This is a genomic window from Streptomyces daqingensis (assembly GCF_014645895.1).
GTDB lineage: Bacteria > Actinomycetota > Actinomycetes > Streptomycetales > Streptomycetaceae > Streptomyces > Streptomyces daqingensis.
Map to the genome: position 1 here is coordinate 1 of NZ_BMMP01000022.1, position 26,338 is coordinate 26,338.

Sequence of the window (26,338 nt, forward strand, 5' to 3'; positions counted from 1 at the left end):
CGCTGTTGAGTTCTCAAAGAACGGACGCTTCCTTCGCAACCCTTTCACAGGCCACTCCGGGCGCTTCCCTCTCGGTGTTTCCGACTCTATCAGACTCTTGATCCGACTCGTTTCCGAGCGGTGGACCCGTAAATCCGATTTCCCCGGCCGGCGGGGGCGCCTTCCGACGCAGCCGCCACATTACTCGCCATCCCCCAGCGACTCAAAATCGAGCCACCGGAAACATCCACCGAACCGATTCCATAAGCCACACAGGGCACAACAAAACCAGCCCCGCGAACCGGGGAGACAAACAAACCCAGAGACTGCCGACGAACGGCAAGAGCGTCACCACAAGCACCACGGCTTCGCGGCAACCCGGAGGACAATACGGATCGGGGTCGGCGGTGTCAACCTGCAGCTCGGGGCTTCCCTGGAGGGCTCAGTCGAGGTCGGTCAGACGGCCGCCCGCGTCCGGCTGGGCGTCCTCCACGCGGCGCAGGAGGCGGGTCAGGAGCTCGCCCAGCAGGCCCCTTTCGGAACGTGTGAGGTCCTGGAGAAGGTCCTCCTCGAAGACGGAGGCCTTGCGCATCACCTGGAGCCACTTCTCGCGCCCCTCGTCGGTGATCCCGATGATGACGCGCACCCGGTTGTCCGGGTCGCGCTCGCGGGTGACCAGTCCCTGGGCGAGCATCCGGTCGATGCGGTGGGTCATGGCGGCGGGGGTCAGGCCGAGCCGCTTGGCGATGGTGCCGGGCCAGAGCTGGTACGGCGAGCCCGCCATGACCAGCTCCTTGAGGACCTCCCACTCGGCGTGGCCCAGGCCGAGAGTCACGAGCTGGCGGCCGTACGCCACGTTCATCCGGCGGTCGAGGCGGCTCAGCGCGTTCACGACCTTCTCCACCTGAGGGTCCAGGTCGCGGTATTCGCGCTGGTAGATGGCGATCTGCTCGTCGAGCGAGGGCTGCTGGCCGGCTGCGGATGGCATGCCTGGAGTATCCCACGCGAAGCCGTTCGCCTTGAAGGCTTGCGCCATGTACTCTTTATCTTCGAATTTTAGCTTCGAAGTCTTCGTTCTTCAGGGCTCCCGCTCGGGGGCCTCCGTCCAGAGGTAGGTGAGTGTGACCACGGCGATGAGCGCTGCGCTGCGTCGGATCCAGTGCGGGAACGCGTTGGCGGCATTCGGCAACGGCTTCACCGCACCGTTCCTGTTCGTCTACGCCTCGCGCGTGCGCGACTTGGGGGAGGGCACCGCGGGTGCGGTGATGGCGGTCTTCGCCGCGGCGGCGCTCGCCGTACTTCCGTTCACGGGGAGGGTGATCGACCGGCGGGGCCCCATGCCGGTCGCCTACCTGGGTTCACTTCTCGGTGCGGTGGGCGCGCTGGGCTTCGCCGCGGCGGAGAACGCACTCGGCGTCCTGGCCTCCTCCGCACTGATGGGTGCGGGGGTCGCGGTGCTCCAGCCGGCCCTGGCGACCATGATCGTGGCCTGCTCCGGCGCCGCGACGCGCTCGCGCGCCTTCGCCACCCAGTTCTTCCTCAACAACCTCGGGCTCGGGCTCGGCGGTCTCTTCGGCGGGCTGATGGTGGACGAGCACCGTCCCGGGACCTTCACGCTGCTGTTCGTCATCGAGGCCGCGATGTTCGTGGTGCTGGCCGTGGTGCTCGCGACCGTCCGTCTGCCCCTGACCGGTCCCGCGCACGACAGCCGGACGCCGTCGCGTCAGGCGGGACCTGCCGCACAGGCCGGGAGCGACTGGCGCGCGCTGTTCCAGGACCGGTCGATGGTGCTGCTGTGCGTGCTCGGGTTCGTGCTGTTCTTCGCGTGCTACGGACAGTTCGAGTCGGGGCTCTCCGCCTACGCGATCGAGGTCACGCGCATCTCCCCCGCGACGCTCGGCATGGCCCTGGCGGCCAACACCGCGGTGATCGTGCTCGCGCAGTACGTCGTGCTGCGGCTGGTTGAGCGTCGCCGGCGCAGCCGGGTCGTCGCGCTCGTCGGCGTCATCTGGGCGGTTGCCTGGGTGGCCGCCGGAGCGTCGGGGCTCGTACACGGCGCGCAGGCGGTGGCCACTGCTCTGCTCATCGGCACGTACGCGCTGTTCGGCCTGGGCGAGACGATGCTCTCCCCCACCGTGGCACCGCTGGTCGCCGACCTGGCGCCCGCCAGGCTGATGGGGCAGTACAACTCGGCTTTCGCTCTGGTGAAGCAGCTGGCGCTGGCAGTCGGTCCGGCGGTCGGCGGGCTGCTCGCGGCGACGGGTGCCTACGGGCTCTACATCGTGCTGCTCGTGGGCTGTTCGCTGGGCGTGAGCGTCCTCGCGTTGTGGCTCGGCAGGAGGCTGACCCCCGTGCAGGACCGGCCGTACCGGTCCGTCGTCGTGGCGGGGCGGAGCGAGACGGCCGACGACCTCGCGCACGGGCAGGGCGCGCCGGTGAAGGAGCACGCGCTGGCGGCGTCCGGGAACTGACCGGCCAGCGCGGCTACGGGGTCGGCAGGGCGAACTCGCACCACACGGACTTGCCGCCCCCCGGCGTCCTGCGCGACCCCCACGTCGAGGCGACGGTGGCGACGATGGAGATGCCGCGGCCGGCCTCGTCCACGGGTTCGGCGCGGCGGCGGCGCGGCAAGTGGTCGTCGCCGTCGGTGACTTCCACGATCAGGCGACGGTCCGTGCGCCGCAGCCGCAGCCGCATGGGCGGGATGCCGTGCTGCAGCGAGTTGGCGACGAGTTCGCTGGCGGCGAGGACGCCGAGATCCTGCAGTTCCCTCGGGAAGCGCCACGACGAGAGCACCCCGGTGGCGAACGCGCGTGCGCGCGGGGCCGCTTCGGTGCCGCCGAGCAGGTCGAGGGCCGCGTTGTGGAAGAGCTCGGCGTCGGGACCCGTACGGGCCGGGTGCTCCATGACGAGGACGGCCACGTCGTCGTCGTGTTCGGCGGTGATGCCGAGGGAGCGCAGGAGCCGGTCGCAGACGATGTCGGGCGACCCCGTCGCTCCGGCGAAGGCCCGTTCGAGCGTGAGGACGCCGGTGTCGATGTCGGCGTCGCGGCGTTCGACAAGACCGTCGGTGTAGAGAACAGCGGAAGAGCCGGGGTCGAACGGCAGGGAGCGGGAGACGTGCGCCCAGCCGCCCGTGCCCAGCGGCGGTCCTGTCGGCTCGGCTGCCCGGTGAACACCGCCGTCGGCGTCACGGACGATGATCGGCGGATGGCCTGCGGAGGCGTAGTGCAGGAGGCCTTCGTTCGGATCGTGCACTGCGTAGACACAGGTGGCGATCTGGCTGGCGTCGATCTCCGCGGCGAGGCCGTCGAGCAGTTGCACGACCTCGTGCGGGGGGAGGTCCAGCCGCGCGTAGGCCCGTACAGCCGTACGGAGTTGGCCCATCACGGCTGCGGCGCGCACTCCCCGTCCCATGACATCGCCGATGACGAGGGCGGTACGGCCGGCGCCGAGGGTGATGACGTCGTACCAGTCACCGCCGACGGCTGCTTCCGTCCCGCCCGGCTGGTAGGTGGCGGCGACGCGGAGGTCGTCTGGCTGTTCGAGTTCCTGCGGCAGCAGGCTGCGCTGCAGCGTGACGGCGGCCTCCCGCTGGCGGCGTTCGCTGACCCGCAGCCGCTCTGCCGCCTCCACCTGGTCCGTGACGTCGGCGGCGAAGATCAGCACGCCGTTCTCGCTGTCCGCGGTGATGGGCGTACAGGTGAACGTGTAGAAGGCGTCCTTGGGTTCGCGCCCCTCACGTGCGTCACGCGCGTTCGGCTGTTCGCGGGAGATTCCGGCACGCGGGACGCGCCGTGACTTCACAGTGCGCGGCTTCCCGCTGCGCAGGACCTGGTCCATGAGGGGCAGCAGACCCAGTTCGACGAGTTCCGGCAGGGCGTCGCGAGCCGCGTCGCCCTGTGCGCGAGGCCCGAAGACGGCTCTGTAGGCGTCGTTGACGTAAGCGATGCGGTGCTCGGGGCCGTGGACGACAGCGGCGAGAGCGGGAACCTGACCCAGCAGATCGTGCACGGACAGGGCGTCGAGGCTGCGCGTCACCCGGGCACTCGGGCTCTTGCCGCCTGCGGGTGCCGCGAGTGCCGCGGCGGATGCCGCTCTACGGTCGACCGTGGCGAGCGGCCCCTCCCCTGGGCCCTGGGCTGGTGCGGGCAGGCCGCCCACGGGCGGGTGCGTCGTACTGTCCGCGCCGGTTTCGTCGCCATGGGCGGAAGAAGCCGGATCAGCCGCTGTGTCGACGCCCGCGGGTGCAGTGGACGTCAGGCGCTCCCCTCGCGCTGCCGGAACAGTTCTCGTGCAGTCAGCGGCGACGCCGTCAGTGCCCTCCCTGTCGCAGGAGGCGGCGCTTTCCTCCGCTTCCTCCGCGGAGGTGCCCCCGTCCTCGGGACGTTCGGGCGCCTCGCGCTCGGACGCCTGCTGCGCCTGCGCTGCCGCCCGGGCGGCCCGGGCGGCTGAGGTGCGCCGCTGAGTGCCGGGCAGTCGGGCGCTCCAGCGCGTGAAATTCACGGTCGTCCGATTCCTCGTGTTGTCCGGAAGACGGCCGTCCGCGGGGCCGTCGTACTGCTCACTCTGTGCGGATGCGAGCCCACCCATGGTCACATGTTCCGCGGAGTGCAAGGGGGTCACATTGGATCACGCATCGTCACCCATGAGACCACCCGGCGGGATCTCCGCGAGGTGCCCCGACCGGCCCGAGCTGTGCCGCAGCCCTCTGGGCGGAGGCTTACTCTCCGTTGCCACGCCGCTCTGCGCCGGCGGCGCTCTCGAACTCCGCACGCGGATGTTCGAGCGATCCCAGTGAGACGATCTCGCGCTTGAACAGCCCCGCCAGCGTCCACTCGGCGAGCACACGCACCTTCCTGTTGAACGTGGGCACGCGGCTGAGGTGGTAGACCCGGTGCATGAACCACGCCGGGTAGCCCTTCAGTTTGCGCCCGTAGACATGCGCGACGCCCTTGTGCAGGCCGAGGGAGGCGACGGAGCCCGCGTAAGCGTGACGGTAATCGCTCGACGGCTCACCCCGTAGCGTGGCGGCGAGATTGTCCGCCAGCAACCTGGCCTGCCGCACCGCGTGCTGGGCGTTGGGCGCGCAGACGGCGCCGTCGGTTCCCTTCTCCCGTGCGGCCAGGTCCGGCACAGCCGCCGCGTCCCCCGCGGACCAGGCGTGCTCGACGCCGTCGACCTTCAGCCGGGCGGTGCACTGGAGCCGGCCCCGTTCGGTCAGAGGCAGCCCGGCCGCCTGGAGGACGGGGTGCGGCTTGACTCCGGCCGTCCAGACGAGCGTCCGGGCGGGGTGGCGGGACCCGTCACTCAATACGGCCACCCTGTTCTCGCAGGAGTCCAGACGGGTGCCGAGCCGCACGTCGATGTTGCGGGCCCGCAGTTCGCGCAGTGCGTGACGCCCCATCTCCTCGCCGACCTCGGGAAGAATCTTCTCCGCTGCCTCGACGAGGATGAACTTCAGCTCCCCCGCGCGGACGTTGTGGTAGTAGCGGCAGGCGTACCGCGCCATGTCCTCCAGCTCGGCCAGCGCCTCGACCCCGGCGTAGCCTCCGCCGACGAAGACGAACGTGAGCGCGGCGTCGCGCACTTCGGGATCGCGGGTGGACGACGCGATGTCGAGCTGTTCCAGCACGTGGTTGCGCAGCCCGATGGCCTCCTCGACCGTCTTGAAGCCGATGCCGTGCTCGGCGAGTCCGGGCACGGGAAGGGTGCGCGACACGGAGCCGGGCGCCAGCACCAGTTCGGTGTACGGGATCTCGACCGGTCCCGAGCCCTCCTCCTCCCCCGCGAGCGTCTTGACGTGGGCCACTCGTCGCTCGTGGTCGACGGAGACTGCCTCACCGATGACGAGGCGGCACCCCTTCAGGACCCGCCGCAAGGGAACGACCACGTGCCGCGGGGAGATGGATCCGGCCGCCGCTTCGGGGAGGAACGGCTGATAAGTCATGTAGGGCTCGGGGCTGACCACGACGATCTCGACGCCGGCGCCGAGATCGTCTCCCGGGGTCCGGCCCGAGTCCAGGCGGAGGCCGTCCCCGTCGCTCCGTCCGGGTGCTACGCCCTTGAGCTGGTGCTTCAGCCTCCGCTGGAGGCGGAGGGCGGCGTACATGCCGACGTAGCCGCCCCCGATCACGAGAATGCGCGCGGATTCGTTCTTCGCCTTCGTCACCCGTCCATGACGCACCCGCGAGAGGTGGTTTGTCCACAGGCTCAGGGAATCGTGTGACTGGCGGAAGCTATCTCTCCGTTTCCCTCCGGCACTCGCACACATTTCCATAACCGCAGGTCAGATCCGCGTGCAGGAGACACTGAATGAAGTATTCCGGAAACTCCCGTAAGGCCGGGTTCCCCTTTGCGGGGCAGCTGTGAACCCACCCCTTCTCTCTCGACCAGCGTTTGAACTATCTTCGTGACGTCGGGGGAGCGGTGCTTGACGACTGCGGTTCCAGCAACCCCGGCCGCAACAGCGCAAGGGTCTCCGGGGGGAGACTTGATGACCGGGGGAAAAAATTATGCGCATTCAGGGTATTCACGGCTCTCATTCGGTTGCCGCTGCCATGGCGGCGGTGCCTGACAACGGGAGCCAGGGGGCGGGCCACGGAGTCAGCGGACCCGGCGCCGTGAACACGGCGTCCGGCGGCCTGCACGGAGCCGGCATCTCCGACGGCGCCGCAGAGGCAGCCGGCGTTCCGCGCTCCACTCCGCTGCGCGTGGACGCGCAGCGGAACCTCGAGCACGTGCTGCGGGCCGCGCGGGAGGTCTTCGGGGAGCTGGGTTACGGCGCCCCCATGGAGGACGTGGCCCGCCGGGCACGCGTCGGCGTGGGAACCGTCTACCGCCGCTTCCCCAGCAAGGACGTACTCGTCCGCCGCATCGCGGAGGAGGAGACCGCGCGCCTCACCGAACAGGCGCGGGCGGCACTGGCCCAGGAGGACGAACCGTGGTCCGCGCTCTCCCGCTTCCTGCGGGCGTCGGTGGCCTCGGGAGCCGGGCGGCTGCTGCCGCCCCGGATACTCCGGGCGGACGGATGGAGCACGGACGCGACGGCAGTGGACAGCGCGGCGCGGCTGCCGCAGCAGCGTCAGGCCGAGTACGGGACGGAGCAGGGCTCGGGGCTGAGGCTTGTGCCTGACAGCTCCGGCATCCCGTCGCAGCAGCCTCAGCACGGGCTTTCGCAGCAGCCGGGCGAAGCGCCGGTCGGGCAGCTCGGAGAGTTCGAGGAGGAGTCCGGCTGCGCGGAGCTGCTGGGCATGGTCGGCCAGCTGGTGCAACGAGCCCGTGACGCGGGTGAGTTGCGTGCCGATGTCACCGTCGGCGACGTCCTCCTGGTGATAGCCACTGCCGCGCCCTCGCTTCCGGACGCCGTCCAGCAGGCGGCGGCGTCACGGCGGTTGCTCGACATACTCCTCGAAGGGCTCCGCCCCCGGCAGAGGGCGTAACGCCGCCGTCAGAGGGCGCGACGCCGCAGGCCACGGCGGTGGCCGCCGCCTCGGCAGAGATCGCCACTACCGGACCGATCGCCTCACACGCCCGGAATGCGTGGATTCAGACCGCGATTCCCCTCGGACGGGTGACTGATCCGGCGTAGCGATCACTGCTCGTCAACGCTGTGCCAGTCTTGCCCGGGACTTGGCTGCGACAGCGTGTGCGGGGGCCACTGCGATGGGTGCTGAGGAGCGGGAGGATCTCGGGAGGCCCGTGAACGTGAACCCGGGGAGCGCCGGCATGAACCGGCCTCTCCGGGCCCCTTCCCCGGAAGGGGCGCCGAGCGGATACGGGGGTCGGTCTCAGCGGTCTCACTCTCACCACGAGCGCGGCTCCGAGGCCGGGAGCGGGATCGGGTTCGAGGTTGCGGCTACGGCTGGGGCGGGGGCTGGGGCTGGTTGCGGCGCCCGGCCCACCGACGCCGACCTCCTGCGGAGCCTGCGCGACGGGGAACCTTCTGCCTACGACGAGCTGTACCGGCGCCATGTGAGATCGGTCCGGCGCTACGCCCGCACCTGCTGCCGGAGCTGGAAGACAGCGGACGCCCTCGCCGACGAGGTGTTCGCCCGGATGCTGTGGGCGGTACGCGGCGGAAAGGGCCCTCAGACGTCGGTTCGCGCCTACCTACTGGCGTCCGTACGGCCCGTCGCCACGGGATGGGCGAGGAGTGAGCAACGGGATCAACTCGATGGATGGAGCGAGCTGTTCAGGCAGTCTCCGGTGGTCGAACCGTCAGGCGTAAGGACCGTGGGCGTGCTGTCGGCAGGCGTGCGGACGGCGGCCGGCGCGCGGTCGTCGGACGAGCAGTGGTCGGGCAAGCAGACGTCAGATGAGCCGCCGTCAGGCACTCAGGTCGAGGACGACGGTGAAGGGCCGTCGGCCGAGGAGAACCAGGAGCTCGGCGCCGATGTCCTGGCGATACTCGCAGCTGAACGCACGCTGGTCGTCCAGGCCTTCAATGCTCTGTCAGCCAGGGAGCAGGCCGTGCTCTGGCACACGACGATCGAGGAAGGGAGACAGAGACCTGCACACGTCGCACCCATGCCGGTGCTCACGGAAGACGCGGCGGCCACCGCGGCACGCAGCGCACGCGAGAACCTGCGCCGCGCGTACCTGCAGGCGCACATCCATCGCTCGCACACGTGCGGAGGGGACTGCGCCCGTTACTCGTCACAGCTCGACGAGTACGCGCGAGGAGGACTCCGTGCGCGTGCCAAGTCGGGGATGCGGAAGCACCTGGAGCGTTGCCCGCAGTGCCGGGCTGCGACAGCGGAGGTCATAGACCTCAACGAACGCCTTCGGGTGCTCGCGCCGGTGGCCTTCCTGGGCTGGTTCGCCTCGGACGGTGGGGCCGAAGCCTTCGGTGCTCTGCTCAGCAGCACGGGCGTCACGGAGCCGACGGGTGAGGCGGAGACGTCCGTGACGCTGCGCAGCGGCACGCCCGACGGCACCGGGGAGGTTGTCGGAGCGGTAGAGGCCGACGTCGGGGGCGACGCTGACGTGGCCGACGTGACTGGCAAGACTGACGTGAATGGCAAGGCTGACGTGACTGGCTCGACTGACGGGTCCGGCGGGGCTGACGTGAGCGACACAGCTGACGGGGTCGGCGCGGGCGGCAGGGCTGATGCGGTCGGGCAGGCGCGTCGGTCGGAAGTGGCCCATCGCTCGGGGCGGTCGAGGCATGCGGGGTGGTCGAGACGAGAGGGACGGTGGAGACAGCCGGCGTGGCCGCGTCCGCGGTCGGGGGCGCGACTGTGGGGGCGGTGGAGGCGGGCCGGGGCGGAAGGTCGTGACCAGGGGACGCCTGGGCCGGCCTGCGCGGCCGCGGGCTCGCACAGGCGGCTCGGCGCAGCCTTGCAGGTGAGCGCCGGTGCGCTGGCTGCGGCGGTGGCCGGCGTGACGCTCATCTTCGCCTTGGCGGGCGGTAGGACGGAGGGGGCGGGGGCGGGGGCCCCGGAAGGGGCCGCGTCCAGCAATGCGCCTCAGCCACCTGGCCGCGAGGTGGAGCCCGTTCCTCCTGGGTCGGGGGCCCAAGAGTCCGCGCCAGGTCCGTCCACAGGACGGAAGTCCCGGTCGACGAGGCCCGGGAGCGGCGATCTGGGGACGCCGGGTGCGCGGTCCAAACTCCGTACCGAGAAAGACGGTTCGAGCTCAGACGCACGGCACGGACTGCCCCTGACTCGGCCGAAGGGCCCGTGGAGGGCCCGGCTCATTGCGGGCGGTGACAATGACGCCACGCAGACGTCAGGCGGGCCAACCTCTTCGCCGGATTCTGAGACCTCGCCGTCTTCCCCCGCGTTCAGCCCTCAGGCGGTCCCTTCCGAGAGCACCGTCTCAACCGTGACGGCCTCCACGGATCCCACCGCAGTGTCGGCCTTCGCGGAGACAGAGACGGCCTCCATGGTTCCCAGCGCACTGCCTGCCTCCGTGACAACAGCCTCCGTGGCGCCGGAGACGGCCTCCACGGATCCCATTGCAGTACCGGTTCACGTGGGGACGGAGGCGAAGACGGAGACAGCGTCTGCGGCGCCCGCCTCCACAGCGTCTGCCTCGACGGGTTCGGCAACGGCTCCTACGGCAAAGGCCCTCGCGGGTTCGGCCTTCGTGACGGCAGTCCCCGTCGCGACGACTGCCGCGTCGGCCACCTCGACGACCGCCGAAGCGTCAGCGTCCGTGTCAGCGCGGTCGGTTCGGCTGCCGGGCCCACATGCACCGTCCCGCCCGGGTCGGATCCCATGACGCCGACTCGGACGCCTCCCGCCAGGCCGTACGGCACGGCTCGTGCCTCCGGCGCCCGCAGGCGGCAGCGGCCGAGCACCACAGACCGTCCGCCGCTGTCCGTCCCCCACCACCCGTCCGCCACTACTTCTCGAAGGGGTACTGCGCTCACCGGGTCGTCGCTCTCTCCCAGGACTTGACCTCCGAGGTACGGAACCCGCTCCGGCCCGGGGTCGCTCCCCGCTCGGTCACCCGCTGTCGGACCGGACCGCCCCGGTCACCTCGCGTCAATCGCCCACCGCTGCACCCGGCCGTCAGAGAGCGGGGCGCTGCTGCGTCGCAGGCAGCACTCCGCCCGCGACCGCCCGCTGACGGGGAGCGGCGGAACCCGTCCAGCACGTGCCGCGACGGGAGATGAGCCGCCGCAGCCACAGCTCCGTGGAGACGAGGTCTGCCAGGCCGTCGAGCGGGAGCTGTTCGCCCTGTGACGCGGCGCGGAGGGCCTTGCGTACGACCCTGGCCTCCACGAGTCCGGCTTCGGCGAGGAGCGGTGCGTCGAAGAGCTGGAGAAGGTCGGCTGCCGCGTTGCGGAGTCCGGCGCGTACGGACGCGGTCTGGGCGGCGTGCGAGGGAGCGCCCCAGCCTGCGGGCAGGTCGTGCACGCCTGCGCCTTTCAGTACGGCTCGGAGTACCGACGCCCGTGCGCCCGGTTTCACCCGCAGGGATTCCGGCAGGTCGCGGCAGGCCCGTACGACCTGGTTGTCGTAGAAGGGGGCATGGAGCCGCTGGTTGCGGATCTCGGCGGCCTGTTCGAGGACGCGGTAGTCGGCGGCCTGGCGTGCGAGGGCGGCGCGGGCGCGGCGTTCCCCGGGACGCTCCACCGTGGGGCGGTGCCGGGCCGCGGCGTCCAGGCGCAGGGACACCTCGGCGAGCGTCTCGCCGGTGAGCCACCGCGCCGCGGGCCCCGGACGGCACCAGGTGAGTGCGGCCACGGATGCTCCGACTGCGCCCTCGCTGCTGTATCCGCCAGGAACGTCGGCGGCGCCGAGGTCGGCAAAACCTTTCCCCTCGCCGTTGCCCGCGCCTTTGTCCGAACTCCGTTTCGCACCCGTCCCGTTGGCGGTGAAGCCGCCGGTGCGCAGCCGTACGGCGGTCTCCGTGATGCCGTCGCGGTACTGCGTACGTGCGAGGCGGCGAGCGGCGCGGTAGACCGTCCAGGGCACGAGGACCGAGCGTCCGGGCGGTACGTCCTCCGCCCGCGCCAACGCCGCTACGGGGCGCAGCAGATGACGGCGTCTGCGGTCCATCAGCAGGTCGGCGAGGCGGGCCGGGTGCGCGTCCATGACGGGGCGGGCGCCGAAGCCGACGAAGTGGTCGGAGCTGCCTGCCGCCAGGCGCTGCCGGTGTCTGTCGGCAACGACGAGCGACGGCCCTGGCTCGTCGGTGAGCGGGCCTTCCAACTCGGTGTAGGGCAGGGCCTCTTCCGATGCCGCGACGACGAGGTGGTGCAGTCGCGGGTTCTCGGCCATGGTGCGGGCGCGTTCCATTTCCGCGGCGGCGGAAGCGGCGCGGCTCGTCAGGTCGTTGAAGGTCACCGCCAGAAGCCGCTCACCGGCTTCCGCGCCGAGGGTGCCGTGCACGGTGCCGGGCATCCCGGGCAGGCCGGACGCGAGCAGGGCGAGGGTGCCGGAGGCGGGGCCGCCGGACAGGTCGGCGCCGACTCCGGGTGCGGGCCCGCCTCGTGCGGCGCGCCGGTCGGCGGGGCCCATGCCGGGTACGGGGCCGGGATCGCGGTCCTCCATGCCCGGGGCGACGTAGCCGTAGCTGCTGTCGCCGTACCTGCCTTCGCCGTAACCGCTGCCGCCCGTACGGCCGTTGGCGCGCGGTCCGGCGCCGCCGGGGCTCCGCCCGCCGCCGGTTCCCTCCGCGCCCCCGCCGCCTCCGTACGCGTCGCTGCCGTACGCGCTGCCGTCATACCCGCTGCCGCCGTACGCGCCGAACGCCATGCCGTCAGGGGCACTTGAGCTGTACGGACCACCGTCGGTGTCGCCGGCAGTCCAACTCGTCCTGGGTGAGGGGTCGCTGTAGGCCGGGTCCCTGTAGATCGGGGCTCTGTACACGCGGTCGTCGTAGGCGCCGTACGCGCTGCTTCCGTACGGCTCGTCGCCCCGCGGACGCGTTCCGTTGCCGTAGGCGACCCCTTCATACGCGTCGTACGCGGGACCGCCCGACCCTCCGGGCGCCGTACCGCCGGGTCCCGGGTTTCCGTACGCGGACGTCCCGTACGCGGACGTCCCGTAGGCCGACCCGCCGTACGCCGCACCGTCGAAGTCCCTGTGCGGGGCGTCCCGGCCGGGGCGGCCGTCCCATGCGTCCCTCTCGCGCTCGTGTCCGCCATGCCCTTCCCCGCTGCCCCGCGGCTGCCGGGCCTGTCCGTACCCCTGGCCGTTCTCCGACGCGTGCCGCGGTGCCGACAGCCGTGCGCGCACCGCTTCGACGAGCGCGTCCCGTACGGCCGCGACCGCTTCGTCCGGATCGACGGGAGGGGGCGCGGAGACGACGAGGGAGGCGGAGGGTTCGTAGCTCGTGACCTCGCGGCTGCCGCCTTCGCGGAGGATCAGGGCGTGGCCGGGGAGAACGCGCCGCACGCCTTCGTAGGGCGTTCCATCGCCGAGCGCTTCGGGCGAGTCGGGGCAGGCCAGCAGCGCGCCGAGGTGGCCGATGTCGAGTTGGGCCTCGATGAGGTCGGCGAGCGGGAGGGCCGCCGTCGCGTAGGCGGTGCCGCCGTCCCACGGGGTGTGGAAGACGGGGCGGACGCCGGCCAGGTCGGAGGTGACGGTGAGCCGCCGTCCGACGGAGGCGACGGCCGTGTAACTGCCGGGCCAGGCCGTCAGATGGCGGTAGGCGCCGCCGCGGGCGGCGGACAGGCCGAGGCGCAGCTGCTCGTCGCTCGCTCCGCAACAGCCGAAGACGGCGAGGCGGTTGCCGTCGGCCTGCACGATGCGGACTTCGTCGGGACGCCAGTCACCGACCGCCCAGAGGGGGTCGGGTTCGTTCCACAGCAGTTGGGCGCCGACCGGCTGCAGTGTGCCGGGGGTGATGCTGCCGCCTCCCGGCGAGGCGCTGCTCCATCCCACCAACCATCGCATCGCCGCCCGCCTCCGCTGCCTGAATGACGCTTCTAGTGAGCGTGCCGTCAGCTGCCCTGCGGCCATGTTGCCACGAGACGGGTGCACGAGAGGCGTGAAAGGGGCGCATATCTGGCCCAACGCGCTGTGCGTGAACGCGGGTTGCGCGGCTCGTGCGCCCGTTCGGACGTGGAGGACGGGCCTCCGCGCCGCAGGGCCGGAGGCGGCCCGGGGAGCCGCCGTCCGAACGCCGTCCACGGCCCGTCAACCGCCTGGTTGGGGGCATATTCCACTGGCGTCGACCCCGGGCAACCCACAGATGACCGATGTTATTCGGCCAAGTATGTGTAGCGGGCGCGGCGTTGACGTCGGCTCGCCGCCCAGGCCCGGGCCCGCCCCGGGCCCTACGCCCCGTGTTCGCCCCGCGCCCGCCGGAGCCCGGCGCGGACTCCTGCCGTGCGCCGCGCGAAGCCCTCCGAACCCCCAGAATCCACACGGGAGATGAGAGGGGGCGAGCACAGAACTGCCGGAGGACGCGCGGAGACGACGACGGCCCGGGAGGCTTCTCCAACCTCCCGGGCCGGACCGTCCGCCCGCGGGGAACGGGGCGGCGGTTCCCCCAGCCCACTGGTCCAGTACAGCGGGCCGACCCACGCAGCACTCAGTGAACAACCCGCCCTGGGGCCCGCACAGGCGCATGCACGGGCGCACGGCCACACGCCGGGAGCACGAACTGCATACCGGTATCCGACGTTTTTCCGCACACGTTTTCGGCCGACCGCCTTGTGCCGTAAGGGGTTTGGCACGTGACGGACGCACGTACACGCGGACAGTCACGAACCGGTGCGCCCCGACCGGCGTCCGCCCCGACGCCCTGCCCGCCGGACGGGCCCTCCGCGGCGATCGCGCACGTACACGAATCCCGCCATCCGAGCCGGTGCCCCTTAACGGTGGGGATGCGGCGAACTACGCTAAGTCCCCAGTGCTTCCCGCGCCGTGCAGGGCCCCGGGAGGCATCCCGCGCCTCTCGCGCGGGCAGGAGGTGCCTCACCTCCCGGTCGGCACCGGGGCGTGGGGCGGCCGTCGGTGTGTCAGGGGTGTGCGCGCATGTCCAGGGAGCCACGCGGGCCGAACGAGAAACTCGGCACCGTTCTCGCCCTCGCAGGAATCAGCAACGCCGGACTCGCCCGCAGGGTCAACGACTTGGGAGCGCAGCGCGGTCTGACGCTGCGCTACGACAAGACGTCGGTCGCCCGCTGGGTCTCCAAGGGGATGATCCCGCAAGGCGCGGCGCCCCATCTCATCGCCGCGGCGATCGGCAGCAAGCTCGGCCGTCCCGTCCCGCTCCACGAGATCGGTCTGGCGGACGCGGACCCGGCCCCCGAAGTCGGCCTGGCCTTCCCGCGGGACGTGGGCGCGGCGGTCAAGGCGGCCACGGACCTCTACCGGCTGGATCTGCACGGCGGACGGCGCGGCGGCGGCGGGATCTGGCAGTCGCTGGCGGGGTCGTTCGCGGTGAGCGCCTACGCGACGCCCGCGTCGCGCTGGCTCATAACTCCCGCTGACAGCACGGTCGCGCGCGATCCGGGTACCGCGGCCGACAGCTCCTCCACGGGGGCCGGTCCGCCGGACGCCGCGGCAGGCGGCCAGGTCCCCCAGGGCGAGGCGGAGGTGCCGGCCCCGCCGCTGCGCGTCGGCCACGCCGACGTGGCGAAGCTCCGCGAGGCGGCGGAGGAGGCACGCCGGTGGGACTCCAAGTACGGCGGCGGCGACTGGCGTTCGTCGATGGTGCCCGAGTGCCTGCGGGTGGACGCCGCCCCGCTGCTGCTCGGTGCGTACACCGACGAAGTGGGCCGCTCCCTCTTCGGCGCCACGTCCGAACTGACGCGCCTCGCAGGGTGGATGGCCTTCGACACGGGCCAGCAGGAAGCGGCCCAGCGCTACTACATCCAGGCTCTGCGGCTGGCCAGAGCGGCGGCGGACGTGCCGCTCGGCGGGTACGTGCTGGCCTCGATGTCGCTGCAGGCGACCTACCGCGGCTTCGCCGACGAAGGCGTCGACCTCGCGCAGGCCGCCGTGGAACGCAACCGGGGTCTGGCCACCGCGCGCACGATGAGCTTCTTCCGCCTCGTCGAAGCCCGCGCGCACGCCAAGGCCAACGACTCCCACGCGTGCGGCGCGGCGCTCTCCGACGCGGAGAGCTGGCTGGAGCGCGCCCGCGAGGGCGACGCCGACCCGTCGTGGCTCGACTTCTACTCCTACGACCGGCTCGCGGCGGACGCGGCGGAGTGCTACCGCGATCTGAAGGCCCCTCGCCAGGTACGGCGCTTCACGGAGAAGGCGCTCTCCAAGCCGACGGAGGAGTTCGTACGTTCGCACGGGCTGCGGCTCGTCGTCTCCGCCGTCGCCGAACTGGAGTCGGGGAACCTGGACGCGGCCTGCGCGGCCGGAGCGCGCGCCGTCGAGGTCGCCGGGCGCATCTCGTCCGCGCGTACGACCGAGTACGTACGGGATCTGCTGAACCGGCTGGAGCCGTACGGCGACGAGCCCCAGGTCGTCGAGTTGCGCGAGCAGGCCCGGCCGCTGCTGGCGGCTCCGGCGTGACGCGGCGGCGGACCGCGCGAGCACGGCGGGCGACCGCACCGGCGCGGCGGGCGGAGGCGCCGGCTGCCGCGCCGCCCCCGCGGGCCCGGACTTCACGGTCCACGTGACGCGCACCGCCCGTGCGACGTCCGTGACCTGCACCACCCGCCTGCGCGGCCTTCGCCGCCCGCGTGACCCGCGCCGCAGCCCGCTGTCGGTGGTGAGGTCATGATGGAGGACGTGCCCACCGACGCCACCGTTCCGGCCGACACCCGGAGCGGCTCCGCGGGTCGCTCCGCGAACCGGTCCGGAGCAGAGGCCCGGCGGGCGCACGCGGCCCCTCCGCCGCGCCCGGCGCGCAGCACCGGCAGCACGTCCAACACGTCCAGCACCGCCAGTACCACCAGCACAACGAGCACCGCCAGCACGACCACGGGAAGGGCCTCACCAGTGCCGACGTCTTCCGGCAGCCCCCCACCCGGCCGCCCCGCCGAGCGCTTCGACTGCGACGTCCTGATCGTCGGCGGCGGCATCGTCGGGTTGTCCACGGCCTACGCCGTCACCCGTGCCGCCCCCGGCACCCGCGTCGTCGTGCTGGAGAAGGAGCCCGGCCCGGCCCGCCACCAGACGGGACGGAACAGCGGGGTCATCCACAGCGGCATCTACTACCGTCCCGGGTCGCTCAAGGCGCGGTTCGCGGTGCGCGGTGCCGCCGAGATGACCGACTTCTGCGCGCAGCACGGCATCCCCCACGAGGTCACCGGCAAGCTGATCGTGGCCACGGGGCGCGACGAGCTGCCGCGGCTGCACGCCCTCATCCAGCGCGGCAGGCAGAACGGCATTCCGGTACGGGAGCTGGGGCCGGCCCAGCTCGCCGAACGCGAGCCGCACGTACGGGGTCTGGCCGCCATCCACGTCGGCACGACAGGAGTGTGCGACTTCGGCGCCGTCACGCGCCGGCTGGCTCGACTCGCGGAGGACGGCGGCGCCGTCGTGCGGTACGGCGCCGAGGTCACGGCGGTGGACCGCCGCCCGGGGAGGGGCGTGGCCGTCCGCGTCCGCGGCCGCGGACCTACGCGATCCGCCTCCCCGGCCGCCGCTTCCCCATCGGAATCCCGTTCCGGCGCCTTCCGTTCCGGAGCACCTTCGGACACCTCCGGATCCGGCGCCCGCGCCCGCGCCGAGACGGTGCACGGCGGCAGCACGGTCGTGCGCGCCCGCGTGATCGTCAACTGCGCGGGCCTGTACTGCGACCGGCTGGCGCGGCTGACGGGGGACGATCCGCCGGCGCGCATCCTCCCCTTCCGCGGCGAGTACTTCGAACTCCGCCGCGAGCGTGAGGATCTGGTGCGCGGTCTCGTCTACCCGGTGCCCGATCCCGCGTTCCCCTTCCTCGGCGTCCACCTCACCCGCGGCGTCGACGGGGGCGTGCACATCGGCCCGAACGCCGTACCCGCGCTGGCCGTCGAGGGTTACGACTGGCGGACGGTCCGCCCGCGCGAGCTGGCGGGGGTGCTCGCCCATCCCGGCACGTGGCGCGTCGCCCGCCGCCACTGGCGTTACGGGGCAGGGGAGTTGCACCGGTCGCTGTCGAAGCGGGCCTTCACCGGGGCGGTACGGCGGCTGCTGCCGGAGGTCGCCGAAGAGGACCTCGTACCGTCCCCCGCGGGTGTGCGGGCACAGGCGGTGCTGCACGACGGGACGCTCGTCGACGACTTCCTCATCACGGAAGGGCAGCACGCGGTCCACGTCCTCAACGCCCCGTCCCCCGCGGCGACGGCGTCGCTGCCGATCGGCCGGGAGATCGCGGGCAGGGCGCTGGCGGCGCTCGAGTCGCTGAGCCCGCTGAGCCCCGCGGCGCGCACTGCGGACGCTGCACGCGACCGCCGCTGAGAGGCGAAAGCCGGTGCCCGGCAGGCGTCCCCCGCCGCGTTCCCGGCCCCCTCGGCAACGCCCTTACAGTGGAAGCACTGTGTCTGAGAAACCTGCCATGTTCCCCGACGGCGACGGCCCCTCAGCGGACCCGGCCGGTTCGCACCACGAGCGGCGCATCCGCAGCTTCCAGCCCCGCCGCAGCCGCGTCACCGCGGGTCAGCGAGCGGCGCTGCGACGGCTGTGGCCGCGCTGGGGCTTCGAGATCGACGGGCTGCGGCGGCTGGACCTGGACGAACTGTTCGCGGAGGACGAGCCGGAGGCGTCCGGTTCCGGGCAGCCGAACGGTCCGTCCGAACGCCCCGTCGTGCTGGAGATCGGATTCGGCATGGGGGAGGCGACCGCCGACATGGCCGCCGCCGAGCCGGAGACACGCGTCCTCGCCGTGGACGTGCACACCCCCGGCCAGGGCAACTTGCTGCGCCTCGCGGACGAACGCGGGCTGACCAACGTCCGCGTGGGGAACGGGGACGCGATCATCCTGCTCCGCGAGATGCTCGCCCCCGGCTCCCTCTCCGGGCTGCGGGTCTACTTTCCGGACCCGTGGCCGAAGAAGCGGCACCACAAGCGGCGTCTGATCCAGCCGGAGTTCCTCGACCTCGCCGCGGAACCGCTCCGTTCAGGCGCGCTCGTCCACTGCGCGACGGACTGGGAGCCGTACGCCGAGCAGATGCTCGACGTGCTCTCGGGCCATCCGGCGTACGAGAACACGCAGCCCGACGGGGGGTTCGCCCCGCGGCCCGACGTCCGCCCCCTCACCCGTTTCGAGGAAGCCGGGCTCACGAAGGGCCACAAGGTCCGCGACCTGCTGTTCCGCCGCCGCTGACGGCCGCCCCGTCGAATACCGCTGACGGCCGCCGCCGCGAGCTGCTGACGACGGCCGCCGACGGTGCGGGTCAGGTCAGAGGGTCCCGTAGGACGTGTCGTCGATCCCCTCGACCTCGATGCGCTCCTTACGCACCTGGCCGTGCACGGTCTCCTGCTCGACGTGCTCCTCCGTGACGAGCCGGATCCGCTCCACCGGAACGGTCTCGGTCTCCACGACCGGACGCTCGTCGTGCAGGACGACCTCGTAGGCGTCCTCCGTGATCGCCGGGCCGCTCAGCGCGTCGTCCCTGTTGGCCTCGCTGATCGGCTCGCGTTCGATACGCACCTCCTCGTGGCGCACCGGCACGGTCTGCTCGACGTCCTCGGTCACGACGTACTTGCGCAGCCGCGCGCGGCCGGTCTCGTAGCGCTCGGTGCCCACGCGCAGACGCTCCTCGGAACGCGTCATGGCGTCCTGGGCTCGGCCCGTGCCGTATCCCGTCGCGCTTCCGGCCCCGGCACGTTCGCTGCCGTACGGCATCGCGCCGGTGGACGTGGCTCCGGCCGTGGACGCCGAGCTCTCCTCGCCGGCCGCGGATCCCGCTGCCGCCGTACCCGCGCCGGCCGCGGTCCCCGCCACGGTGCCGGCCGCGCCGGTGCCGCCTGCCGAGGTGTCCTCACCGCGGGACGGCATGGGCTCGTCCCAGTCGAAGCCGTAGAAGTTGTAGAGCTCCCGCTCCTGCTGCTCGGTGAGCCGCCCCTTCGAGACGTCCATGTGCGGGGCGTCCTTCACCTTGGTCTTCGGGACCGGCACCTCGAGGTAGTCGCCGACCACGCGGCCCTCGTGGATGGGTACGAACGTCTCCTGCGTACCGAACAGGCCCGTGCGGACCGTCGCCCACTCCGGCTCCCCCGTGCGCTCGTCGAGGAAGACGTGCCGGGCCTCGCCGATCTTCTTGCCGTCCGCGTCGTAGATCATGTGGTCGACCACGGCGGGAATCTGCTCCTGGGAGATCATGAAGAGCCTCCTACTCCCAATGGCGTATCACTCCACTTCCAAGGCAAACGCCGTGCGGCACAAGCCGCACCTCCCAGCCACACATCAGCACGCAAATTGGGCCATATGAGTGAAAAACATCCTTCGAGGCTCTGAGTGGGGCTTGGTCCCCGGCGATCTCCGGCAATCCGGAACACCCGCCGCGAGCAGGCCTCCGCCTCGTTACTGTCGAGTGGTGGACGACGAGGCTTCCGGCGCGGCTGACGCGCCCACGTATGCGGAAGGCGCCGGTGCGGCCGGCGGAGGCCGCGGCACCGGCGAGACCCCGGGGACGGCTCCGGAGAGCGGGCCTGAGGCGGGGCCGGTCGCGGACGGGGACGCGGACGGGGGCCGGGCCGCGGGTGCCGGCCCTGAGGGGAGCGGGCCCTCCTCCGACTCGTCCCGCAGATCCCAGCCAACTCAGCCGTCGCAGCAGTCCCAGCAGCCTTTGCCGCCCCTGCCGTCGCGTCCGCCCCGGAGACCGTCACAGGCCGGGCCCGGGCAGGACCCGCTGACACACGGCCCGCGTTCTCCGCAAGCGGGGGCAGGGACGCAACCGCAGGACGGAGGGCAGCCGCCGTCCCCCGTCGCGCAGCCCGCTCAGCAGGTCCCGTCCCACCCGTACCAGGCTCCGCAACCGCAGCCCGGACGGTCTTTCGGCGGTCCGGCCGCGCCCGCCGCCCAGTTCTCCCCGCACCAGCAGCCCGCGCACCACCCTCCGCAGACGCATCTCGCCCCGGTGCCGGCCTACGCCCAGCAGCCGCAGTTCCCGGCGATGCCGGCATCTCCCGAAGAGTGGCGCTACCACCCGCCCAAGGCCCCGTCCTGGTGGCACCGGCACCGGCGGAAGCTGCGCGCTCTCGCCCTCGTCTCGCTTCTCGCCCTGTGCGGGCTGATCATCCTCGGGCTCGTACGCGAGCAGACCGGCACCGTCGGCCTGCTCGTCGGCCTCGGCCTGGCCGTCCTTCCCGTGCCGCTCCTCGTCTCCGCGTTCCGGTGGATAGACGGCGTGGAGCCGACGCCGTGGCGCAACCACCTCTTCGCCTTCGCCTGGGGCGCCTGCGCGGCGACCCTCGTCGCGCTGCTCGCCAACAGCTTCGCCACCGACTGGCTCACCGGCGCCTCGATAGCGGACTCCGCCGGGCAGGCCGACGCCCTGGGCGCGACGGTCATCGCCCCCGTCGTGGAGGAGACGGCCAAGGGCACCGCTGTACTGCTGCTCTTCTGCTTCCGCAGGCGCGACTTCGACGGGGTGACGTCCGGACTGGCCCTCGCCGGCATCACCGCCACCGGCTTCGCCTTCACGGAGAACGTCCTCTACCTCGGCACCGCCTTCGGCGAGGACCAGATCCTCTCCCCCGACGGGCTGCACGAGTCCGTGACCGCGATGACGTTCTTCATCCGCATCGTCCTGGCGCCCTTCGCGCATCCCCTGTTCACGGCGCTCATCGGCGTCAGTTTCGGCATCATCGCCGCCGTCCCCTCCATGCGCCGCGGGCTGAAACTCCCGCTTCCCGTCCTGGGGCTGCTGACGGCCGTGCTGCTGCACGCCATCTGGAACGGCTCCGCGTCGCTGCCCGACTGGACGTTCGTCGCCGTCTACGCCCTCTTCATGATCCCGGTCTTCGTGACCCTCACGTGGCTGGCGATCTGGTCGCGACGGCAGGAGCTGCACACCATCCGCGACACGCTGCCCGCGTACGCGGCCGCAGGCTGGTTCGAGGCAGGGGAGCCCTGGGCCCTGTCGTCCATGCGGGCCCGGGCGCTGGCGCGTTCGACGGCACGCCGTACGCACGGGACGGCAGGCGCCCGCACGGTCGCCGAGTACCAGCACTTCGCGACGTCGCTGGCGCTCCTGCGCGCCCGCGCCCAGCACGGCACGCCCCCGCCGGACTTCCACGCGCGCGAGCAGGAACTCCTCCACCACCTCTGGCAGCGCCACGCGCTCGCCGGCCCGGCCACGGCCTCGGCGGCGTTCAGCCTCAACCCGGCCTTGAACGGGCGGGGTTGGGGCCCGGGTCCAGGGCCAGGGGCCGGTCCCGGTGCCGGTCACCCGAGTCCGTACGGCGCTCCCGTCCAGTTCCCGGTGCGCTGAGCCCCCACCACCCGCGCCGATCCGGGCCCCGCGGCACCGGCGCGGCGGCATCCGCCCGCGCGTCCGCGCGCCCGGCCCCGCCCCGGCATCACCGGGACCGCGCCCGTTCGGGACGGGGCATAACCCGTACGGCTGCCGCCGGCGGTGCGGCGGGCCCAGGTCGTGGCAGCATCGGCACCGGCCCCACCACACGACCGCGGACACCCCCGAGCCGAGCGGGAAGTGCGAACCGACGATGCTGTCCCTGAGCGAAGCCCACCACGCCGCCCGCCGGTTCCTCGAGGGCGTCTACGCGGACGACTCGATGACGATCGTGCTCCGGACGGAGTCCACGGAGGAGTATCCGTGGGCGTGGGCGGTCCGCTTCGACTCGCAGGAGCACATCGACGGCGGCGACCCCGGACGGGCGCCGTCCGTCAGCGTGGTCGTCGTCCCCAAGACCGGCGAGGTGCCCTACTTCCCCCCGAAGGACATGACGCCGGAGGAGTTCGCCGACTACGCCTCGGCGATCCGGCCCACGGCGCTGTGACCCCACCTCCCCGGCCCTCGCGCGGGGCGTGCTCCTGCCTTCGGGGCGGCGCGCGCTGCTCCGTGACCGGGACACAGACGGCGTACGGCACGTCAGACACCCGACTCCCCTGCCCCCGCCGGTAGTTCAGGCTCAGCTTCCGGCTCGCGCTGTCCGTGCGGGCGCTCCACCAGTGCGAAGCGGCACGTACGACGGCGAACCGCGGAGCCGCGGCTTACGAGGCCAGCCGCTCGCGCTCCGCCCGTCCGCCACCGGCCGGCTCGGCGTCCCGCTCGGGCTGGTTGATCTCGGCCCACACCGTGTCGAGGGAGAGGCCGAGGACGTCTGCGATCGCGGCGATGGTCGGGAAGGCCGGAGTCGCCACGCGGCCCGACTCGATCTTCCGGAGGGTCTCCGGTGAGACCCGTGCGTCGAGCGCGACCTCGAGCATCGAGCGCTGTCCCCTGGCGCGGCGCAGCAGGGCGCCGAGGCGCTGTCCGCGTTCGACCTCTGCGGGAGTGAGCGGCAACCTGACCATGACGCCGATTCTAGTACCGGGATAATATGGCCGGTATAGTTATTGGCATCGGCAGAGGGACACAGAGGGACACGCGTGATCGAGATCCTGAACACCTCGGGACTGGCCAGAGCGAGGGAGACCGGCGCCCTGGTCGCCCACATACTGCGGACGCTGAGGAGCCGCACCACGGTCGGCACGAACCTCCTGGACATCGACCGCTGGACCGAGGCGATGATCGTCGAAGCCGGAGCGCAGTCCTGCTACGTCGACTACGAACCCTCGTTCGGGCGCGGCCCGTTCGGCCACTACGTCTGCACGGCCGTCAACGACGCCGTACTCCACGGGCGGCCCCACGACTACACGCTGGCCGACGGCGATCTGCTGACCCTGGATCTCGCCGTCTCCCGGGCCGGAGTCGCCGCGGACTCCGCCGTCAGTTTCCTCGTGGGCACGTCGAGGCCCACAGAGAGCGTCGCCATGATCAGTGCGACCGAACGCGCCCTGGAGGCGGGGATATCCGCCGCCGTACCCGGCGCCCGGACCGGTGACATCTCGTATGCCATCGGGTCGGTCCTCAGCGAGGCGGGCTACCCGGTCAACACCGAGTTCGGTGGGCACGGCATCGGGTCGGCGATGCACCAGGAGCCGCACGTCGCGAACACCGGACGGCCCGGACGCGGCTACAAGCTCCGCCCCGGGCTGCTGCTCGCGCTGGAGCCGTGGGTCATGGCGGACACCGCCGATCTCGTCGTCGATGCCGACGGCTGGACGCTCCGGAGCGCGACGGGATGCCGCACGGCACACAGCGAGCACACGATCGCCGTCACTCAGGACGGAGCGGAGATCCTCACCCTGCCGCCCAACTCGTAGCGTGCTCAGGTGGGTTGAGTGTGGCGCCCTCAGCAGCCGTGCCCGGAAGGCGAGTTCGCCTCCCGGGCACGGACTCGTTCCGGTCGAGGGAAGCCGCCCGGACTGCCCTCTCCATCGAGGGACGGCACCCCGCTCGGGCCACGCCGCCCTCCGACTGCCTGCGTTCGGTGACGGCAACCGACCGGTTAAGCCAACTGGCCGATACCGTCCGTCAGTTCGCGGACCAGCGGCCGAGTTCCGCACCCGCCGCCGGCGCCCCCAGGTCGCCCGGGTCGAACGAGAGCGCCCCGTCCGCCCCGAGGCCGCCGGGAGTGCCGCGCAGCAGCCAGCTCGCGCCGGAGTTTCTGGCACTGCCGTCCTCGCCGGGCTCACGACACGCAGGACGGCGCTGACGGTTCCGGACGTTACGGAACCGCACCCTTCAGCGATGCTTGCGCCGACGCCGTCCCGTCGCGAGACGTGTCGGGGAGCGCCCTAACCCTTCAGCGTCTCGACCACGGCGGCGACAGCCGGCCGGTCCTGGTCCAGCCAGTCCACGTCGAAGGCCTCGTCAGGGGCGAGCCAGCGCAACTCATCGTGATCCTGCAGGGGTCGAGGTGCGCCCGCCAGCAGCCGTGCCCGCCACACGTGCAACACCAACTCCTGCGTGAGGGGCCACTCGCCCGCTACCCGCGCCACAGGCTCGACCTCGATGCCCAGCTCCTCACGGAGTTCACGCACGAGGGCCTCGTCCACCCGCTCCCCGGGCTCGACCTTGCCTCCAGGGAGCTCCCAGCGGCCGGCAAGTGCGGGCGGCGCCGTACGCCGTGCCGCGAGCAGCCTGCCCTTGTCGCAGACCGCGCCACCGACCACCACGCGTCGCCCGTTCGTCCCGTCATCCATGGTCGACGAACCTATGGCACAAGGGCGTTCTCGCGGGGTCAGCCGTCGAGTTCGCACCAGACCGTCTTGCCGGCGCCGTGCTGGTCCACGCCCCAGCGGAGTGCCAGAGCGTCGAGGAGGAGCAGCCCGCGTCCCGACTCAGCATCGGCGCCGGGCAGCCGCGGGAGCGGCAGAGGGCCGGGCAGCGGGTCGGTGAGGGAGAGCCGGGGGCGGGGCCCGGCCATCGACGCGTGGAGCATGACCGGGGTGCCCGGTCCGACGTGGACGATGACGTTGGTGAGCAGTTCGCTGACGCAGAGCCGTGCCGTTCCCGCCGGCTCCGGCATGCCCCACAACTCGAACCAGGCGCCGACGCGGCGCCGCACCGGGGCGAGGGCCTCCGCCTCCGCGAGCACCGGGATCGTCAGCGTGACGCAGCACCGGCGTGCGAGATGACCGCGGTCCTCCTCGGCCCGCAGCGCCGCGGCCGAGCCGTGGGCGGACACGGAGAGCGGGACCGGGTGTTCCGGCTGCGGTTCGGGAGCCGAAGCCGACCGGGCCTCGCGTGGTGACGGGTGCATGGGACGCCTTTCCGTGCGCTGTGTGACGTTTCCCTCACAGCCTGGAAGAAGCGCGCGTAATGTGACAGGGAGTCACGTTCAGCTACGAACCGCGCTGAATCCGGAGGTCGTCAACTATGCCGCCACGCAAGGACGTCGACGCCGCGGCGAGCGTGCCCGCCTTCTACGGCGCCGAGTTGCGCTGGAAACGGGAGCACGCCGGGCTAACGCTGCAGGAGCTGGCCGAAGGCTGCTTCTACAGCGTCGCCTTCCTGAGCCAGATCGAGATGGGCGACCGCCGGATGCCCCTCGACCTGGCACGCCACGCCGACCAAGTGCTCGGCACGGACGGCTTCTTCGAGCGCCGCTGCGGCGACGCCCGCAAAGCACGCCGAGGCGGCCACGCCGAGTACTTCGCCGACGTCGTCGAGCAGGAGAAGCGCGCCCGGACGATCGAGGAGTGGTCGCCGACACTCCTCCCCGGGCTTCTGCAGACGAGGGCATACGCGCAGGCGGTCGTGAGGGCGCAGTATCCGCTGGACCTCACGGAGGACGTCGAGCGGAAGGTGACCGCGCGCATGGAGCGGGCCAGCCTCTTCGACGACCCCAGGACCCCGGAGTACTGGGTGATCCTGCACGAGTCGCTGCTCCGGCAGCCGATCATGGAGGCCGACGCCACCGCCGAACAACTGCGCCATATCGCGGAGTTGGCGCGCCGGGGCCGGATCATTACGCAGGTGCTTCCGCTGAACGCCGGCGCACACCCCTTCATGATCGGGCCATTGATGATGATGACCTTCGCCGACGCTCCGCCGCTGGCGTACACGGAGTCTCTCCACAGCGGTCAAACCATCGACGATGTAGCTCTCGTGGCGAAGTACACGAAGTCGTACGATCTGCTGAGGGCCGCCGCGGCACCGCCGAGGGCGTCCCTCACCATGATCGAGGCCGCGGCAGAGGACTACGGACATGACCACTCGCGTTGACCTGAACGGCACTTTCTGGCGCAAGAGCAGCTACAGCAACGGCGACGGCGGGAACTGCGTCGAGATCGCCCACGGCGTGTCCGGCCACGTGCCCGTACGCGACAGCAAGCACAGTGACAACAGCAGCCCCGTCCTCGTCTTCCCTACGAACGGCTGGGGCGCCTTCCTGACCGCCGTCAAGAACGGCCGGCTCTGACACCGAGAGGACCGACCCGTGGACGAGGAACTGCTCGCACTGCTCTCCGAGCACAGACTGGGCGTACCGGC

Annotated in this window: 19 protein-coding genes and 1 pseudogene; 11 read left to right on the forward strand and 9 right to left on the reverse strand. The window is 72.0% G+C overall.

Going from position 1 to position 26,338, the window contains the following annotated elements:
- Positions 1-421 precede the first annotated feature (421 nt).
- On the reverse strand, positions 422-967 hold the full coding sequence (locus IEY56_RS25205) for a MarR family winged helix-turn-helix transcriptional regulator (RefSeq protein WP_189039576.1): 546 nt from the start codon (positions 965-967) through the stop codon (positions 422-424).
- A gap of 133 nt (positions 968-1,100) precedes the next feature.
- On the opposite strand from IEY56_RS25205, the gene IEY56_RS25210 reads away from it, so the two are divergent.
- A complete protein-coding gene (locus tag IEY56_RS25210) occupies positions 1,101-2,450 on the forward strand; it encodes an MFS transporter (RefSeq protein WP_229712188.1) in 1,350 nt (449 codons plus the stop codon).
- A 13-nt stretch (positions 2,451-2,463) separates the two neighbouring features.
- On the opposite strand, the gene IEY56_RS25215 is transcribed toward IEY56_RS25210, so the two are convergent.
- Together IEY56_RS25215 and IEY56_RS25220 are read right to left on the reverse strand one after the other, a co-directional pair.
- Positions 2,464-4,485 carry an ATP-binding SpoIIE family protein phosphatase gene (locus tag IEY56_RS25215; protein WP_189039578.1) on the reverse strand — a complete coding sequence of 674 codons (2,022 nt, stop codon included), beginning with the start codon at positions 4,483-4,485 and terminating at the stop codon, positions 2,464-2,466.
- A 217-nt stretch (positions 4,486-4,702) separates the two neighbouring features.
- Entirely contained in the window at positions 4,703-6,091 is a 1,389-nt protein-coding gene (locus IEY56_RS25220; protein ID WP_229712198.1) for an NAD(P)/FAD-dependent oxidoreductase, read from the reverse strand.
- A 448-nt stretch (positions 6,092-6,539) separates the two neighbouring features.
- Here IEY56_RS25220 and IEY56_RS25225 point away from each other — a divergent pair, with 448 nt between their 5' ends.
- Positions 6,540-7,421 (forward strand): TetR/AcrR family transcriptional regulator, encoded by an 882-nt coding sequence (locus tag IEY56_RS25225; protein WP_229712189.1) that lies wholly within the window; start codon positions 6,540-6,542, stop codon positions 7,419-7,421.
- 286 nt (positions 7,422-7,707) lie between these two features.
- Positions 7,708-8,133 (forward strand): annotated as a pseudogene (locus tag IEY56_RS29135) (RNA polymerase sigma factor); the annotation flags it as partial.
- 1,640 nt (positions 8,134-9,773) lie between these two features.
- Here IEY56_RS29135 and IEY56_RS28700 read toward each other — a convergent pair.
- Together IEY56_RS28700 and IEY56_RS28705 are read right to left on the reverse strand one after the other, a co-directional pair.
- Entirely contained in the window at positions 9,774-9,932 is a 159-nt protein-coding gene (locus tag IEY56_RS28700) for a hypothetical protein (protein WP_229712202.1), read from the reverse strand.
- A gap of 567 nt (positions 9,933-10,499) precedes the next feature.
- Complete coding sequence (locus IEY56_RS28705; protein ID WP_229712190.1) at positions 10,500-13,334, reverse strand: asparagine synthase-related protein; 2,835 nt, start codon at positions 13,332-13,334, stop codon at positions 10,500-10,502.
- A gap of 1,086 nt (positions 13,335-14,420) precedes the next feature.
- Here IEY56_RS28705 and IEY56_RS25245 point away from each other — a divergent pair.
- The 3 genes from IEY56_RS25245 to trmB all read left to right on the forward strand — a co-directional run bounded on the left by IEY56_RS25245 (position 14,421) and on the right by trmB (position 18,654).
- Positions 14,421-15,917 (forward strand): NsdA family TPR-like regulatory protein, encoded by a 1,497-nt coding sequence (locus IEY56_RS25245; protein WP_189039580.1) that lies wholly within the window; start codon positions 14,421-14,423, stop codon positions 15,915-15,917.
- A gap of 429 nt (positions 15,918-16,346) precedes the next feature.
- Positions 16,347-17,789 (forward strand): L-2-hydroxyglutarate dehydrogenase, encoded by a 1,443-nt coding sequence (gene lhgD / locus IEY56_RS25250; protein WP_189039581.1) that lies wholly within the window; start codon positions 16,347-16,349, stop codon positions 17,787-17,789.
- A gap of 97 nt (positions 17,790-17,886) precedes the next feature.
- Positions 17,887-18,654 carry a tRNA (guanosine(46)-N7)-methyltransferase TrmB gene (gene trmB, locus IEY56_RS25255; RefSeq protein WP_189039629.1) on the forward strand — a complete coding sequence of 256 codons (768 nt, stop codon included), beginning with the start codon at positions 17,887-17,889 and terminating at the stop codon, positions 18,652-18,654.
- A gap of 75 nt (positions 18,655-18,729) precedes the next feature.
- Here trmB and IEY56_RS25260 read toward each other — a convergent pair whose 3' ends face one another.
- Positions 18,730-19,653, reverse strand: a complete 924-nt coding sequence (locus IEY56_RS25260) for a DUF2382 domain-containing protein (protein ID WP_189039582.1) — start codon at positions 19,651-19,653, stop codon at positions 18,730-18,732.
- Positions 19,654-20,410: 757 nt separating this feature from the next.
- Between IEY56_RS25260 and IEY56_RS25265 the strand changes: the two genes are divergently transcribed.
- Together IEY56_RS25265 and IEY56_RS25270 are read left to right on the forward strand one after the other, a co-directional pair.
- Positions 20,411-21,766 carry a PrsW family intramembrane metalloprotease gene (locus IEY56_RS25265; protein ID WP_229712191.1) on the forward strand — a complete coding sequence of 452 codons (1,356 nt, stop codon included), beginning with the start codon at positions 20,411-20,413 and terminating at the stop codon, positions 21,764-21,766.
- A 235-nt stretch (positions 21,767-22,001) separates the two neighbouring features.
- Positions 22,002-22,295: a YrhB domain-containing protein gene (locus IEY56_RS25270; RefSeq protein ID WP_189039583.1), complete on the forward strand. Its 294-nt coding sequence runs from the start codon at positions 22,002-22,004 to the stop codon at positions 22,293-22,295.
- A 214-nt stretch (positions 22,296-22,509) separates the two neighbouring features.
- Here IEY56_RS25270 and IEY56_RS25275 read toward each other — a convergent pair whose 3' ends face one another.
- Positions 22,510-22,812 carry a helix-turn-helix domain-containing protein gene (locus IEY56_RS25275; RefSeq protein ID WP_189039584.1) on the reverse strand — a complete coding sequence of 101 codons (303 nt, stop codon included), beginning with the start codon at positions 22,810-22,812 and terminating at the stop codon, positions 22,510-22,512.
- Positions 22,813-22,887: 75 nt separating this feature from the next.
- Here IEY56_RS25275 and map point away from each other — a divergent pair, with 75 nt between their 5' ends.
- Entirely contained in the window at positions 22,888-23,664 is a 777-nt protein-coding gene (map, locus tag IEY56_RS25280) for a type I methionyl aminopeptidase (RefSeq protein WP_189039585.1), read from the forward strand.
- 474 nt (positions 23,665-24,138) lie between these two features.
- Here map and IEY56_RS25285 read toward each other — a convergent pair whose 3' ends face one another.
- Positions 24,139-24,546, reverse strand: a complete 408-nt coding sequence (locus IEY56_RS25285) for a (deoxy)nucleoside triphosphate pyrophosphohydrolase (RefSeq protein ID WP_189039586.1) — start codon at positions 24,544-24,546, stop codon at positions 24,139-24,141.
- Positions 24,547-24,584: 38 nt separating this feature from the next.
- Positions 24,585-25,106, reverse strand: coding sequence for an ATP-binding protein (locus tag IEY56_RS25290; protein WP_229712192.1), 522 nt, complete (start codon positions 25,104-25,106; stop codon positions 24,585-24,587).
- A gap of 116 nt (positions 25,107-25,222) precedes the next feature.
- Here IEY56_RS25290 and IEY56_RS25295 point away from each other — a divergent pair, with 116 nt between their 5' ends.
- Positions 25,223-26,071, forward strand: a complete 849-nt coding sequence (locus IEY56_RS25295) for a helix-turn-helix domain-containing protein (protein ID WP_189039587.1) — start codon at positions 25,223-25,225, stop codon at positions 26,069-26,071.
- Positions 26,055-26,267 (forward strand): DUF397 domain-containing protein, encoded by a 213-nt coding sequence (locus IEY56_RS25300; RefSeq protein ID WP_189039588.1) that lies wholly within the window; start codon positions 26,055-26,057, stop codon positions 26,265-26,267. The genes IEY56_RS25295 and IEY56_RS25300 overlap by 17 nt, the downstream gene beginning before the upstream one ends.
- Positions 26,268-26,338: the final 71 nt, after the last annotated feature.

Coding starts and splice junctions, on each gene's coding strand:
- trmB (WP_189039629.1), top strand. CDS start 17,887: ATGTTCCCCGACGGCGACGGCCCCTCAGCGGACCCGGCCGGTTCGCAC.
- IEY56_RS28705 (WP_229712190.1), bottom strand. CDS start 13,334: ATGCGATGGTTGGTGGGATGGAGCAGCGCCTCGCCGGGAGGCGGCAGC.
- IEY56_RS25245 (WP_189039580.1), top strand. CDS start 14,421: ATGTCCAGGGAGCCACGCGGGCCGAACGAGAAACTCGGCACCGTTCTC.
- IEY56_RS25290 (WP_229712192.1), bottom strand. CDS start 25,106: ATGCACCCGTCACCACGCGAGGCCCGGTCGGCTTCGGCTCCCGAACCG.
- IEY56_RS25260 (WP_189039582.1), bottom strand. CDS start 19,653: ATGATCTCCCAGGAGCAGATTCCCGCCGTGGTCGACCACATGATCTAC.
- IEY56_RS25205 (WP_189039576.1), bottom strand. CDS start 967: ATGCCATCCGCAGCCGGCCAGCAGCCCTCGCTCGACGAGCAGATCGCC.
- IEY56_RS25270 (WP_189039583.1), top strand. CDS start 22,002: ATGCTGTCCCTGAGCGAAGCCCACCACGCCGCCCGCCGGTTCCTCGAG.
- IEY56_RS25285 (WP_189039586.1), bottom strand. CDS start 24,546: ATGGATGACGGGACGAACGGGCGACGCGTGGTGGTCGGTGGCGCGGTC.
- IEY56_RS25220 (WP_229712198.1), bottom strand. CDS start 6,091: ATGTACGCCGCCCTCCGCCTCCAGCGGAGGCTGAAGCACCAGCTCAAG.
- IEY56_RS25225 (WP_229712189.1), top strand. CDS start 6,540: ATGGCGGCGGTGCCTGACAACGGGAGCCAGGGGGCGGGCCACGGAGTC.
- IEY56_RS25295 (WP_189039587.1), top strand. CDS start 25,223: ATGCCGCCACGCAAGGACGTCGACGCCGCGGCGAGCGTGCCCGCCTTC.
- IEY56_RS25300 (WP_189039588.1), top strand. CDS start 26,055: ATGACCACTCGCGTTGACCTGAACGGCACTTTCTGGCGCAAGAGCAGC.
- IEY56_RS25275 (WP_189039584.1), bottom strand. CDS start 22,812: ATGGTCAGGTTGCCGCTCACTCCCGCAGAGGTCGAACGCGGACAGCGC.